This is a genomic window from Bryocella elongata (assembly GCF_900108185.1).
Lineage (GTDB): Bacteria > Acidobacteriota > Terriglobia > Terriglobales > Acidobacteriaceae > Granulicella > Granulicella elongata.
The window spans coordinates 153,413-167,192 of record NZ_FNVA01000008.1 but is presented as its reverse complement, the minus strand read 5'-3'; the positions used below and the strand labels follow the sequence as shown (position 1 = coordinate 167,192).

Annotated in this window: 9 protein-coding genes and 1 tRNA gene; 6 read left to right on the top strand and 4 right to left on the bottom strand. The window is 61.2% G+C overall.

Annotated features, from left to right (window positions below; genetic code table 11):
- Window positions 1–97: 97 nt before the first annotated feature.
- From C4S68_RS20420 to C4S68_RS20410, 3 genes are all read right to left on the bottom strand, one after another.
- Window positions 98–3,808: a TonB-dependent receptor gene (locus C4S68_RS20420; RefSeq protein ID WP_103934972.1), complete on the bottom strand. Its 3,711-nt coding sequence runs from the start codon at window positions 3,806–3,808 to the stop codon at window positions 98–100.
- Window positions 3,809–4,469: 661 nt separating this feature from the next.
- A complete protein-coding gene (locus C4S68_RS20415) occupies window positions 4,470–6,110 on the bottom strand; it encodes a flavin monoamine oxidase family protein (protein WP_103934971.1) in 1,641 nt (546 codons plus the stop codon).
- Window positions 6,111–6,497: 387 nt separating this feature from the next.
- Complete coding sequence (locus tag C4S68_RS20410; RefSeq protein ID WP_103934970.1) at window positions 6,498–7,058, bottom strand: DUF4112 domain-containing protein; 561 nt, start codon at window positions 7,056–7,058, stop codon at window positions 6,498–6,500.
- Window positions 7,059–7,113: 55 nt separating this feature from the next.
- Between C4S68_RS20410 and C4S68_RS20405 the strand changes: the two genes are divergently transcribed.
- The 4 genes from C4S68_RS20405 to C4S68_RS20390 all read left to right on the top strand — a co-directional run bounded on the left by C4S68_RS20405 (window position 7,114) and on the right by C4S68_RS20390 (window position 10,999).
- Window positions 7,114–7,188: transfer RNA gene (locus C4S68_RS20405), tRNA-His, on the top strand.
- 228 nt (window positions 7,189–7,416) lie between these two features.
- Window positions 7,417–8,088, top strand: coding sequence for a DUF72 domain-containing protein (locus C4S68_RS20400; RefSeq protein WP_235011754.1), 672 nt, complete (start codon window positions 7,417–7,419; stop codon window positions 8,086–8,088).
- Window positions 8,085–9,185: a YheT family hydrolase gene (locus tag C4S68_RS20395; protein WP_103934969.1), complete on the top strand. Its 1,101-nt coding sequence runs from the start codon at window positions 8,085–8,087 to the stop codon at window positions 9,183–9,185. Before C4S68_RS20400 ends, C4S68_RS20395 begins: the two co-directional genes overlap by 4 nt.
- On the top strand, window positions 9,182–10,999 hold the full coding sequence (locus tag C4S68_RS20390) for an ArnT family glycosyltransferase (RefSeq protein WP_160115267.1): 1,818 nt from the start codon (window positions 9,182–9,184) through the stop codon (window positions 10,997–10,999). The genes C4S68_RS20395 and C4S68_RS20390 overlap by 4 nt, the downstream gene beginning before the upstream one ends.
- A 48-nt stretch (window positions 11,000–11,047) precedes the next feature.
- On the opposite strand, the gene C4S68_RS23320 is transcribed toward C4S68_RS20390, so the two are convergent.
- Window positions 11,048–12,208: a right-handed parallel beta-helix repeat-containing protein gene (locus tag C4S68_RS23320; RefSeq protein ID WP_160115266.1), complete on the bottom strand. Its 1,161-nt coding sequence runs from the start codon at window positions 12,206–12,208 to the stop codon at window positions 11,048–11,050.
- A 19-nt stretch (window positions 12,209–12,227) separates the two neighbouring features.
- Between C4S68_RS23320 and C4S68_RS23315 the strand changes: the two genes are divergently transcribed.
- On the top strand, window positions 12,228–12,470 hold the full coding sequence (locus C4S68_RS23315) for a hypothetical protein (protein WP_160115265.1): 243 nt from the start codon (window positions 12,228–12,230) through the stop codon (window positions 12,468–12,470).
- A gap of 648 nt (window positions 12,471–13,118) precedes the next feature.
- On the top strand, window positions 13,119–13,769 hold the full coding sequence (locus C4S68_RS20380; RefSeq protein WP_103934967.1) for a hypothetical protein: 651 nt from the start codon (window positions 13,119–13,121) through the stop codon (window positions 13,767–13,769).
- The last annotated feature ends 11 nt before the right edge of the window (window positions 13,770–13,780 follow it).

Genomic DNA, 13,780 nt, shown 5'->3' with positions numbered 1-13,780 from the left:
TTCCCGGTTGGGCATTTCTTGCACATCCTATGACCCCACGCAGGAACGCCGCATCGGTCCTGTTCAAGGCCCGATGCGGCGAACCATCACGCTTGCATCAGAAGCTGAGTCGCCCTCCCAGCTGAATGATTCTGGCGAAGCCCACCGTTGTCGTGATGTTACCGAATGTCTGCGACGACGAGGCTGCCGGTGTGGCCGTCACCGAAGCGGGAGTGCTAACCGTGTAGGACAGCGAGGGAGGAGCGAACTCCGGCGTGTTCATAGCATTCAGTGCTTCCGCACGGAACTGGAAGGTGAACCGCTCAGAGATTTTGATGTCCTTGAACACCGAGATGTTCTGGGCATCGTAGCCAGGTGCGCGGCACGGCAGCATGCGTGGCGCGTTGCCGTAGGTGTACGGCGCGGCGGGAGTAAGTGCCGACGACTTGACGTAAGGAGCTTCAGCGGTTGCAGCGCTACTGAAGTTCCCGAGGCGGGTCTGGGGCTTACCCGAACCGCAGACGGCATGGGCATCGCCCGCCAGGTTCGGGCGCTGATACGTGCCGCCGATACCCGTCGTGCCATACGTTCCCGAGCTCAGATCGGTCTGCTGAATGCTGAGCGGTACACCGTTTTGATCGATCCATTCGTCCGAGATCGACCATCCACCGACGACGGAATCGACCAGCCGGTTCGCGCCGGAGAGGTACTTCTTGCCGCGGCCGAACGGAAGCTCGTAGGTTACAGCGGCGGTCGCGCGGTTAGGAATGCTATTGAGCGAGCGAGCGTACTCACCTCGCGGGTTGTAGGCGTCCTGCGGACCGTAGGAGCTGTAGATCTGCGAGCCTGTGCTCCAGATGTTGTCCCAGTTCGCAGACCAGGTGTATGTCGCCAGCATGGTCAGGCCGTTGCGGGTGTGCTTCTCCGCCTTGAAGACCAGCGAGTTGTAGTTGGAGTAGCCCGAAGACCTCAGCACGTAGACCGCACCGAACTGCGGGAACGGCAGCAGCAGCTGGCCTTGTGCGATGGTCGTTGTGGAGACAGTGCCCGTCGCCGGAAGGCCGCCGATGGTCTTCGCGTAGAAGGGGTTCGTCACCTTGGTCGCAAGGCTCTGGCCATAGTTCGAACCGCCCTGAGCGTAGCTGGCCATGACCGTGTCCGACAGCTGATTGATGTTGGTGTAGTTCGCATAGTTGCGAGCATGCGCACCGTAGTATCCGACCTTGGCCATGATGCCCCACGGGATCGCACGCTCTACGTCCAGCGAATACTGCTCGACGAACGGGAAGCGCTTCTGGAAGTCCTGCAGGCCGGTGGTGAAGGCGTAGGTTGAAGAACCGGTGAGAGAGCTGCCCAGGCCAGTCAGCGGCCCGAGAGTGTTGCCCGTGGGCTGCAGCAGGCCCGACGGAAACGGATTCGAGAGGTACGCAGCGTTGCCAACCGCAACGCCGGCCGTCGCCGAGGTGATGCTGTAGGTGCTGGTCTGCGAATAGCCGGTAGTGGCAGCGGCGATGCCCACAGGAGCGAAGAAGATGCCATAGCCCGCGTGGACCACGGTCTTGCTATCGGGCGAGTAGGAGATGCCGATGCGTGGCGAGAACTTCGTATGGCTGTTGTTGCAGCAGTGGGTCGGCTCACCGTTCTGGCCGGCGAAGGCCAGAGCCCCGGTGAAGTTCACCGTGTTGCCGGCAGCGTTGACATAGCTTCCCGTCGCCTTTGGATCGAAGCCGACGTTATAGCGGTTGCGCTGCTCGGTCTGTCCAGGCTCGTACTCGTAGCGCAAGCCCGCATTGACGGTGAGCTTGCTGCTGAAGCGGAAGTCATCCTGCGCAAAGAGCGAGTTGTAGTTGATCTTGTTGATGAAGACGCCGGAGTTCAACGTCACCGTCGCTGACGACGGCTGCCCGACGAGCAGGTCGGCAATCGAGCGTGGCGAACCGCTGTCGGAGAGACCTGTGGAGTTGGTGTATTGTCCGTCGAAGGTGAACGAGCCCGCACCACCTGAGGTCGGATTCGTGTAGACGTCAAAGCCGCGATACTCGTACCCGGCCTTGATGGTGTGCCGCCCGAGGGTCTTGGACGCAACCGCTACCACGTTGTGCGAAGCGTAGACCGTAGGCCCGCCGTTCGATGCACCGATGCCGGCTGCGCCGCTCACGCTCGAGAGACTGATGGCCGGGAACGTTGCCGACTGTAGCTGGCTGGCGAAAGCTGCCGGGAAACCGGTTCCGCCGAAGCCTGTCGCCGCATTGAAGCCAGTCGAGTACTGGAACGAGGCGCTGTAGTAACGGTTGTATCCGTAGGCGACCGTGAGAAGCGTCGTGGGGTTGATGGTGAAGGTATTGTTGATCGCTGTTGCGTCCGTGTAGCGCAGCAGCTTGGTGCTGCTTGCGAAAGGCACAATCAGCGCGTTACCGCTGGGTTCCTGGATGGCCGAGTGCACATACGACGCGCTCGCCGTGTACCAGGGGAAGAACGTGTGCTCCAGCTTGCCGGAGTACGTGTCGTCGCGGCTCTTGAACGCGCTGCTCGGGTTGGAGAAGTTATACGACTGGCCGGTGGTTCCGTAGATGTAGCTGGCGGTCGGCGAGGGAAACTGGTTGACCGTGTACTGGCCGAGCGGGTTGATGTAGGACGCCGGGATCTTATTCGCTCCGGTTTCCTGAAGGAAAGACACACGCGGGAAGGTCGTCGGATCGTAGAGGATGTAGCAGTTCGACTGGGCCCCCGTGCAGGAGGTCGAGCTACCCGTGTTCGGTGCGTAGGCGGAGAAGTCGCCGGAGCGTTCGGCGGTTGTGGGCGTGTAGAAGCTGGTGGTGACGCCCGTCAGCGGCTGTCCCTGGCGATAGCCCGCTTCATCGAGCCAGTAGAAGGTCTGGTCGAGCCAGTGGGGTGCCTTGTCCCTGAGCAACGGGGGAACGAGCGGACCTCCGAACGCACCCTCGTAGATATAGGTCTCGTCACTCGGAGTCGGTGCTCCAGCTCCGCCGAAGGCGAAGTGGTTGAACCACAGATTGCCCGACCAGCCGGTCTGGCGAGTTTCACCGTAGAGCACACCGTGGTACTGCGAGGAGCCTGACTTCAGATCCGACGCGAAGATGCCGCCACCAGAGCGGCCAACCTCAGCGTCGTAGGTGTTGGCCTGGATCTTCGCGTCGGAGACAGCTTCGACGGTGGGGATGAAGGTGACACCACCCGATGACGTTGAGATCGGAATGCCATCGACCACGTAGCTGTTGGAGTTCGAAGGAGCACCCGCGAGCGAGACCTGCGAGCTGCCGGTCTGGTCCTCGGCGCGCACATAACGCGGGTCGCCGAGTGTCACGACGTTGGCGTCGAACGCCTCGAGCATGAAGGGATTGCGCCCGAGCAGCGGCAGATCCTCAACCTGCTGCGCGTTGTAGAGCTGGCCACCGGACGCGGTGGAGGTCTGCAGCTCGAGCGAGTCGGCGGTGACCTCAATGGTCTCCCCCTTGGCGCCGATCTGCAGCGAAGCATCGGCGGTCGCCGTAACGCCAAGCGAGACGATGTGTCCCGGAGAGTCGAAGGTCTTGAACCCCGGCATCGCGATCGTCACCTTGTAGGTGCCGGGATCGACGCCGCCAAACAGATACACGCCCGCGCTGTTGGTGACAGCGGAGCGTGTGATCTTCGTGTCTTCGTTGGTGAGGGTGATCTCGGCGCCGCTTATCACTGCGCCCTGCGAATCCTTTACCTCACCGCGCAGACCGCCGTAGCTTGTCTGCGCCGAGACGGACGAGAAGGCTGCTGCCAGAACAACCAGTAGAAGGCCGAATGTACGTGCCTTCGAAAACAACAGATTCATCATGAAGCCTCACTAAGTGGTCGTAACTCATCGGTCTTGCGATACACGTCACCTGTCCGCTGTCCGGAACAACGGTGCGTGCATGCCAAAATCTCGTTGCCGCCTACCGCTTCTAAGTGCGGAGACATAGAGCCGAGTCCGTCCGGAGGTTACCGGCGGTGGAGAGAAATCCTGTTCCCTTCAGGCGCGAGATACACCTCACCTGAGGCCACTGAGTTTCAGCAGCCGGAAGGAACAGACATCAGGGCGAAACGCGGTATAAAACCTGCCGAATCCACGTGGGGATCAACCGGCGAGAGCTTCCGGCTGACTATCCTCACGCTTGGTGCGCGACAACCAAAAAACATTGCTGGTACAGCAAAGACTGGTTGAGGGCCACATCTTCACGTCGTTCGTGAAGCATGGGGATCGGGGCTGTAGGTAGAGGATCTCCCCAGGTAAGGCGAGTCCAGAAACCGTGCAATCTGCGTTTGGAGTAGTTGAAGGCAAGCCTAAGTCAGATTTTCACTGCATGTCAACCAAAAGCTGAAACTTTCCACCGCTTTCGTTATGCGACAAGCGTAAAAGGACAAAACAAAAGTCCCCTCGCCTGGGCGAGGGGACTTACTCGCTCGCGGGTTAACGCGCGAGTGACGAATGCTGCAACAGCGTGACGGCAACCGAGTTAGACGGCGACCGCCTCACGTCCCTGCGTAGCGAACGGCGATGCAAGCCGCGCCGCCTTCACACGTTCCGTGAGCAGCTGTACGCCGCGGAGACCGCTGAGCGCTGCGCCCTCCTGCCATGCCACGATGTGGCTCACGTGATCGCCGATGAAGATGATCGGGCCATCGGGCTGGCAGAGCGTCTCGTAGCCCTGGTTGACCGAACCACCGGCTGCCGAAGGCTGCGTGGTGACCGGGTGCTCGGGCTGGCCGTAGCCACGAATCCACGAGCCCTCGTTGTAAGGAATCCGGCCCCAGGTAACGTACATCGGCTTCTCGAGCTCTTTGCCGAAGCCAGGGTGCAGACGCTCGATCGACTTGCGGCTCTCGTCAAACTTCTGCGGCATGGTCAGCTTGCTGAAGGGCGAGTTCGTCTCGTCCGTGTAGCCACTGACGAGGACGCCACGCGGCGAGAACATCTTTGCCGACGGGAACCAGATGGGGCTGCAGCCTACGTTGCAGAACTCGAGGCCGCCGAAGATGTTCTGATCCTGCTCCCAGAACCGGCGCGACTCCCACGCGATCTTGTACGCCGAAGCGTAGGTCGTCGCATCGATCACCTGCTTGTACGGCGCGCTGAGATCGTTGGGGATCTTCTTGAGCTGCGTCAGCGGAAGGCCGTTGAGGCAGTAGTCCGCGCTGATCTGCTTGCTTGCGCCCTTCTCCATGTAGGTGATGGTGACGCCCGCTCCGGTCTTGCGGATCTCCGTGACCGGGCACTCGTACTTGATGATCGAACCGAGCTCCTTCGCGAACGCATAGGGGATGCGGTCCATGCCGCCGACGGGCTGAAACATCGTCGCCTGCATGTCGAACTGCTGATCGAACATCATGCCCTGCCAGAAGCGTTCGTCGAGCAGCGTGTGCAGGTCGATGGCGGGGTTGATGGTGCCGGCCTTGTCGCCCGCTCCCGGAAGCTCCGAGTAGCCGGCGCGTTCGCTGCCGTTGTACTTGCCGCCAAGATCGAGCGGGCCGTACACGCGAAGGAACGACAGCATCTTGTCCTTATCCTCTGACGAGAGGTCCTGGTCGAGTGCGCCGGTTTTCACACACTTCGAGAGCAGCTGGCTGACGTGACCGCGTGTATCGTTTACGACGCGCCGCATCATCTCCGGCTTGCCGCCGTTGGCGTTGTCGTTCTGCAGGAAGGCCGAGTTGGTCATGTTGACCTCGACCTGCAGCTCGACGCCGAGCTTGTGGCAGTAGCCAAGGATGTTGGTATGGGCAGAGGGCAGGCGGGCAGGACCAAAGTTCTGGTAGCTTCCCTCGCCCCAGGTACAGGTTTGCGTCGTGCCGTCAGTGAAGGTCACCTTGTCGCCGCCGCGCACGGTCCAGTTGCGGCCGCCGGGGCGATTGCGCGCCTCCAGCACGGTAACGCTGTAGCCGAGTTTGCGCAGCTCATACGCAGCGACGAGGCCCGAGATGCCACCACCGAGGATGACCACCTTCGTGCCGTGCCCGGAGGCGGGAGCTGCCATCAGCTCGGGCACCTCTGTGGCACGTGCCTCCATCAGGCCGAGGCCCTGCATGGCGATGAACGCCGCGCTGTAGCCACCCGCATCGCCGACCCTGGTCAAAAACTGCCGCCGCGTCAAACCCATGTGCAACCTACCTCCGGAACGATTTTCAATTGATGGAACAGTGATTCGCGTCCACTTCGCGCGCCTGCGCGGCTTCGGAAACGACGACAAAAGTGCCTTGCCTGAGAGTGACCCAACTCACGATGTGGTTCAGCTGCGAGAGACTCGCGCGCGAGTCACCCAAAGCCCAATGTTGCGGGGAGATGTCTTGTACTTTACACGACTGTGATTTGCGAAAGTGGCGAGAATCCGCGTCAGGCCATTCCGCCGGCGTAAGGGATTGCAAGCATTGGCGCGTTCAGAAGAGCTTCGGGACGGGTCGGGTCGCGAGATGCAAAGAGAACAGGCTCCAGCCGGTAGTCGGCTGAAGCCTGTTCGTAGCCTCCTACATTGACCGGTAACGAGCGCCTAGTTCCACCCCGGGGCGTGGAGCGCGCGCAGCAGCGAGCCTCCCATCCACAGCAGCAGGAAGAATGGCACCATCGCGAGCGCCATCAGGCCTGCGCCGAGCAGTCCCATGAAGATCCAGTCGCGCCAGGTGTCCCGCGGGCCGGTCGCAAGGCTGCGCTCCAGCAAATGATAGTTGCGGCGATTCGCACGCCAGCCGATGTCGAAGAGATTGCCCAGGACCGGCACCATCCCGACGCCAACCTCGATCGCGATGTTCACCACCATGCGCAGGATGGTGATCATCGGTGCGCCGCGGAAGAAGGCAGCCAGCACGATGATGGTGCTCGCCAGTCCCGCCAGCACATCGCCGATACCTGGGACGAAGCCGATGATGCCATCCAGTCCGAAGCGGATATTCGTTCCGGGAACACGAAACCAGGTGTCCAGCAGCCTCGAGAGCATATCGAGGTTTTCATCGCGGAAGGCGCCGCCTGCCCCGCCAAGGCGAGGGTTTACGGCGTCCGTTCGAGGCCCGACGCCAGGCAGCAAAATCTGGGGTTCCACCGCTTTCGTTTTCATCGACCGCTCCCTCTTCACTCACTCCCCGGTTGGATGCTACAATTCAGTTGATACGGCGGCTATAGTTCAGTGGCAGAACGCCGCTCTGTGGCAGCGGATGTCGTGGGTTCGAACCCCACTAGCCGCCCCAATCCTTCCTCTTCAGCTCTTCGTTGAGTGATTGCAACCCGCAGGAGCCCAAAGCTCCGCGGTGCATCCTGCGACGCCGTATCAGGCGGCGTGTGTTCCCGAGGCGTGCTTGCAGCGAGCATCTCGAACCCCCGCAAAGTCACAGGATACTCCCCCGACCCCAACATTCTTCTCCGGGACATCCGGCTGGGCTTACCCTTCGTGGAAACCCGACTTCTATCCGAAGGATGTGCGCCCTCGCGACTTCCTTGCGTCCTACGCTTCGCGGCTTAACTCGGTCGAGGTGAACTACACCTTCCGTGCCCTGCCGACGACGGAGCAGATCGAGGGCTGGCTGGCAGCGACGCCCGCCGACTTCCGCTTTACCTTTAAGGCCCCGCAGCGCATCACGCATATCAAGCGGCTGCGCGACTGCGAGGAGCCTCTCCTGGCTTTTCTCGACGCCATCGAGCCTGCGCGCAAGGCAAAGAAGCTGGGGCTGATATTCTTTCAACTACCACCCAACTTCAAAGCTGACGTCGACCGGCTTGCGGACTTTCTCAAGCTGCGCGCGCTACGGCGCAAAGGGCTTCGCGTGTCCTTCGAGTTCCGCCATGAAAGCTGGTTCACGGAAGCGACCTACGATGCGCTGCGGTCTCGCGACGCAGCCTTGTGCGTCTCCGAGAGCGATGAGCTGATCACTCCCGATGTGACCACGGCGAGCTTCCGCTCCTATCGCCTGCGGAGATCGGGCGGCTATAGCGATGCGGAGATCGATCGTGTCGCCCATCGCTTCAACGCACTCGTCCCACAGAGCGAAACCTTCGTCTACCTCCGCCACGAGGAGCTTCCCACGGGACCTCTGAGCGCCGCCCGCCTGCTGGAACGCATGCTTGTCCTCCAGAGCAAGGGGGCCGCATGACCGCGCACGTCTCCGAGCTGCCGCAGCTTCCGGATCATCAGGACTCTCCTATCGTGGGCGACGACGCAGCGGCAGGCTTCCGTCCGCGACGGTGGCTCGCGAACGGCCACCTCCAGACCATCGTGGGCAACTTCCTCCCGCGGCAGCATGAGGGGCTTCCTGCGGCCACGTCGGAGCTCGTCGAGGTCTCGCCCGCGCACGGTTCGCAGATCTCCAGCCAGGTGCTGTGCGAGTGCTTCTGGCAGCCGGAGAGCATCCGCCGCGACCGTCCCACGGCCATCATTCTCCATGGGCTCGAAGGCTCGTCGCGCTCGCAGTACGTGCTGGGCAATGCCGATAAGCTGTGGCGCGCGGGCTGCAACATCGTGGCCATGAACATGCGCAACTGCGGCGGCCGGGACTACGAGATGGCTCGCCGCACGCCCACGCTCTACCACTCCGGGCTATCGAGCGACGTCGATCACGTGATGCGCTACTACCTCAGGCGGGAGCAGCTTTCCTCGATGTCGCTGATCGGCTATTCGATGGGCGGCAACCTCGTGTTGAAACTGGCTGGCGATCTGGGGGCGGACGCACCAAAGGAGCTCCACGCCATCGTCGGCGTCTCTCCCGCGGTGGATCTCAAGGAGTCCGCCGACGCGTTACATTCGCTTTCGAATCGTCTCTACGAGCAGAAGTTCCTGCGAGCGCTGCTCAAGCGCTTCCGCCGCAAGAGCATGCTCTTCCCGCGCGTCTTCGATCCTAGACTTGCATTGAACGTGCACTCCATTCGGGACTTCGATGAGTACATCACAGCGCTCTACTCGGGCTTCCGTAACGCCGACGACTACTACTACCGCGCAGCAGCCGCGCGTGTGCTCGACCGCATTGCAGTGCCCACGTTGATCCTGCACGCGACCGACGATCCCTTCATCCGATTTACCGCAGAGACGCGCGCGAAGATCGAAGACAACCCAAACATCACGCTGATCGAGACAGAGCATGGCGGACACTGCGCGTTCCTCGCGGAGCCGGATGCGAGCAACGACTACGACGGCTATTGGGCCGAACACCAGGCCCTCCGCTTCGTGCTCGAGCACGCAGGTTCCCAGAGATGAGACCTTCGGGGCGACGCAACAAGCGAATCGCACTGCTGTGGTTTGCAATTGTGTTCGTTGCCTTGATGGCCTTCTGGCAGACTTGTGTCCGCCCATATTACGTGGAGCCAGAGTACGCGGAGATCGCCAACACCACGGCGATGTATCACCCTCATCCCGCCGACTGGTTCCTTGGTCCCGTGAACCGTTACGCGACGACGTACACAGAATGGACGGGTCTCTCGCGTGACTTCATCCGGCCGGTCGTGGCGATGGACTACTACTTCTGGTCGCGCATCTTCGGGTCGAACTTTGCCGCGTACCTCATCGGGACGTATCTCTGCATGGCGGGCCTCTGCGGCATCGTCTTCTACATTGCAGCTGAGATCCTCGAGCTTCCGCTCGGGCTCTGCCACCTGTGTGCCGCGTTGGTCTTCCTGTCGCCCGCAAACCTTGAGCAGGAGCGCTTCCAGGCCACCTTTGCTCCGGATCCCATGGCGGCGTTCTGGATGCTCGCCGCAACGCTGTTCTTCCTGCAGCGGCGTTACGTCGCGGCATGGATTCTGATCGCACTCGCCGTCGGCACGAAGGAGACGGCGTGGCCACTCTCCATCGGCATGGCGTTGCTGTTCTTCCTGACGGCGGATCGCTCCAGGAGGGCGCGGCTGCTCGGTGGCATGGCCTACCTTCTTCCGCTCGCCACCCTCCTGGGGCTTCGGGTGCACGCCTTTGGGCTGCAGGGCATCGTCAAGGGAGATAAGACCGCCGCTATCATCCACAGCACGCCGTCGATTGTGTCAGGCCATCAGAGCGGGATCATAGCCATGGTGGCGGCAAAGCTGACGTCGGGCCCCCTTGGCTTTGTGGTGGCGAGGCTAAGCCGTTGGCCGTTTGGCCTCATGACGGACTCGTTCCAATACAACGATCGAATCGTACAGACCTTCAGCTGGTTCGGCAGCGCCTTCAATCTCATCTTCTGGGCGTTCGTGGCTGGCACCATCCTGCGATACGCGATCCGGCGGTTGACCTCCGACCACGAGCTCTCGGCACGAGAGTCTGTCGCGAAGCTCTGGCCGTCAACTCTCTCGCCTCGCTCCGTGCAGTGGACGCTTATCGCGCTGACGATCGCGAGCCTCGTCTTTCCTCTGCGCTTCGCATCACCTCCGCGCTATGGCGCCGGCACCTTTCCGCTGCTGATTCTTACAGCCGCGACGGTGATCGCGTCCCGCCCTCAAGTGCTGCGGCGCGTCTTTGCATGGGGCTATCTGGCTGGCGTCGGTACCTACGGTCTGGTGTTGATGCTCAGCGATGCGACCCACGGCGTCGCGGTCTATCACCGGCTTGGGCAGCTGGAAGCGAGCTTCCTTTCTGCGCTGAAGTCCGCGCACGGCCACCCGGTCTTTGTCGTGGATGATGTCGCTGGAGGAGAAAACAACTCCGAGGCCTTCCGCCGTGCCCTGGGGCAGGACGTTCAGGTGATTCGCGTGAACGACCTCTCCACGAGCTGCTGGTACATGCCCGAAGATGCCCCGAGCCCCGTACAGCTGTCCATCGACGCGTCACGCCAGGGCACAGACACACTCGTGATCCACTCCTCGATCACGGGATGCGGAGGGCACCAGTTCTTCGAAGTGCCCGGCCTTCCGCCCGATCCCATCGAACGAACAAGTGAGGGCTTCCACATGGCCTATCAGCTGAACCCACGCGAGAACTCACAGCCCACGGCAGGCCCCGCCCGCGAGATGACAGCCAGGATCGATGGCGTGCCCGCCGACGCAGTCGTGATCGCTCCTGACTTCAACCGGCACGCGTACGTCCTGGTTCCGATTCACTGACGCGGGTGCGAATGCGCCTTGGGCAAGTGAGTGGACAGCCCGTCGTTTCTACTGGACCTGTTGCGTATGCGTGTCGCCGAGGACCTGCTGGGCCTGGAGCACCTTGGCATTCCACTTCGTCCGCTCAACAATCTCCGCCTGGTTCGAAACCGTCGTGGGGCTCGTCCAGCATGGGTCATCGAAGGCTGAACCCGTCATGGTGTTGTTGTTCGCTGTGCTCAACGAAGGTGCCCAGTAGTCGGCACCCAGAGGTGCTCCCCCGACGGTCGCCGGCCGCACCAGGCCCCCGGTCGCGCCACTGATGTGATTGTTATAGAAATACGGCGACGTGAAGTTCGCGATGCCAAAGGCGATGCCGCTGAGCCCCTCATACCAGACACCATTGCTGTCGACGCCACATGACACCACGCGGTTATTTGTCTCGGTGATGTCGTGCCCATAGGCCAGACCGATCCCGTAATTGGCGGTATGCACCACAACATTGTTTGTGATCGTGACGAAGGCGTTCGTGAGCGCAAAGCTGGGATCGATGCCCTCATTCATGATGCCTCCGCCGGTGTAGTCATAGCCGCTGGTGCCCGTGGAGAACGCACCTTCAAGATAGTTGTCGTGGATGTTGATGGGATTCGCTGCCGTTCCCTGGCTCTGAGCGATATCGATGATGTCTTCCACGGAAGCTTCACCCGGTGTATCGATCACCTGGTTCCAACCGATGTCCGCTCCCTTTGTCAGCGGGACCTCGTTCAGCTGAATGAAATGTCCTTTCATCTCGCGCGAAGCGACCAGGTTGCCATTGCCGTCGCTCGGCCTGTCTTCCATGTTGAAGGCCATGTTGTTATCAAGCGTGATCTGACCAGCTGAAGCGATCGGCGCGACGTAGATTCCGAAGCTCACGCCGGTCATGGTGCAGTTCGTCACCGAAAGCGTGTTGACCTCTTCATCGCGAACGAACGCACCACGATGCAAGCCTGCAACCCCAGGATCAAGAGCTGTTCCGGTGACGTTCCGGATCGTCACATTGCTGCCGACGTGGATGCCGGCGGACAGAATGTGGATCAGGTCGCCGCGGCTGCTGAGCGTGGCGTTCTCCAGAATCACTGGAGCCGTCGTCAGGATCGAGACAGCTGGGACGTTGGGATCATCGCTGCTGAACGTACCGCTATACGTGCCGCCGGCGGTGATCATATAGCCATTCGTCGACGAAGCCACGATCGACGGAGCACTCGACGTGACGGTAGTGGGGGAGCTCGACGACGAGGACGAGGACGAGGACGAGGACGAAGACGATGATGAGGAGGCGGAAGAAGAAGCACTGGAAGACGAAGACGTGACGCTCGCTGCCGAGACGAAGCGGTCAGCGCCACAACCCGACAGAGCTGCAACTGCACACACAAGGAAGAGCATCGTTTTAGCGAAAGAGAAAGGGGTCGGATTGCACGCAGCGTCGTTCATGCTGCATGAATCGGCTTGAGGTTTTGGCCCCGAGATATATGACGCGGGACCACACAGACACGGGCCGGTACCTACGACTTATGATGCTCGACGATGAAATATTGCGACAGATGTGAACGTCTGAATGATTTTAACTTTGCCTTCCGTTCCATCATGGAAAACAGCATAACCAATTGAAGTATAAAGACTTATACCCGCGGTTCGCACTGACAGCAAATGACGCGCGTGTGACGGACGTCACATGACTCTGTTCACTCGACACACGACTCTCAGGTGCGTTTGCGCGTTGATAGCCAGACGTTGCACGCCGCTCCCTGTGCGATCACCGCTCATGTCTCATGGAAAGACACGGGCGTACCATTTTGGTACGACAAGCAACGCCCCTCGTGCTCCCCACACTGAAATGAATCACGCATCGTGCGCGGGATGAAACGCTTCCGAGCCAACATGGCTCTCGAGTGTCGACAGAAACGACACAATTGAAAAACCTGTTCGATGAACGAACGCCCTCCTCTCGCGACGAAGTTTGACCTATGTGGCCCCTGACAACTTAGAACGCTTCGCGGCACCGGCAGAGCCATCTTCGCGAGGGACGTCATGCCGCATCGCATGCTTTTCCAGCAAGTTGCGAATCGAGAGCGGCTACCGTCCCGTATGCTGGAATGAGATGCTTGCAGAGTGGAATGCGGAATGCGGCGCCGACGCACCCATGCTGGTCGTGCCGTGGAACGACCCCGCCACGGGAGCGCACTTCGTCGACCTTCGTGCTGACCCGTACGAGCTCGCAGAGATTGGCGAAGCGGAGCACGCGCCGGCGCTGGGCCGTGCACTTCGCTCGCTCAACGCGCAGCGATCCCCGTTTCTGACGGCCAAGTGCGATACCTGGTCGATGACCTGGGAAACCCACTCAGAGGAGCTCGCAACATTAGGTCTTGAAGCGGCACGCGCACCGGAAGAGTCCGCGTTTGGCTTCGGCTCGTATATCGACCTTGTCTTCCGCGAGCGCTCGATCTTCGCTTCCGCACACCAGCACCAGGAAAAGCTGGACCGCATCGTCAGGCGCGGAGCCCGCCTGGAGCACGATGACGCCAAGCTGGAGTGCGTCATGCGCCCCGCGATGCTGGACTTTTCTGCGACGCTCGAAGGCTTTGCTTTTTCGGTCTACGTCGTCGCAATCGGGCCTGACGAGGAGACCGCCGTGCGGCGCTGGGAGGCCGCGCTGGACGACGTCGTGAAGCTCCTGAGGAACCGGGAGCTCGAACCGGCTCGCGGCTCCGCTACAATCGATGCGGTGATGGGACACGCCGATACCGACTGACCGGACGGCCA

Excerpts from the sequence above, each read along its gene's own strand:
- C4S68_RS20420 (WP_103934972.1), bottom strand. The coding sequence starts at position 3,808 with ATGATGAATCTGTTGTTTTCGAAGGCACGTACATTCGGCCTTCTACTG.
- C4S68_RS20415 (WP_103934971.1), bottom strand. The coding sequence starts at position 6,110 with ATGGGTTTGACGCGGCGGCAGTTTTTGACCAGGGTCGGCGATGCGGGT.
- C4S68_RS20410 (WP_103934970.1), bottom strand. The coding sequence starts at position 7,058 with ATGAAAACGAAAGCGGTGGAACCCCAGATTTTGCTGCCTGGCGTCGGG.
- C4S68_RS20395 (WP_103934969.1), top strand. The coding sequence starts at position 8,085 with ATGACCGCGCACGTCTCCGAGCTGCCGCAGCTTCCGGATCATCAGGAC.
- C4S68_RS20390 (WP_160115267.1), top strand. The coding sequence starts at position 9,182 with ATGAGACCTTCGGGGCGACGCAACAAGCGAATCGCACTGCTGTGGTTT.
- C4S68_RS20380 (WP_103934967.1), top strand. The coding sequence starts at position 13,119 with ATGCTTGCAGAGTGGAATGCGGAATGCGGCGCCGACGCACCCATGCTG.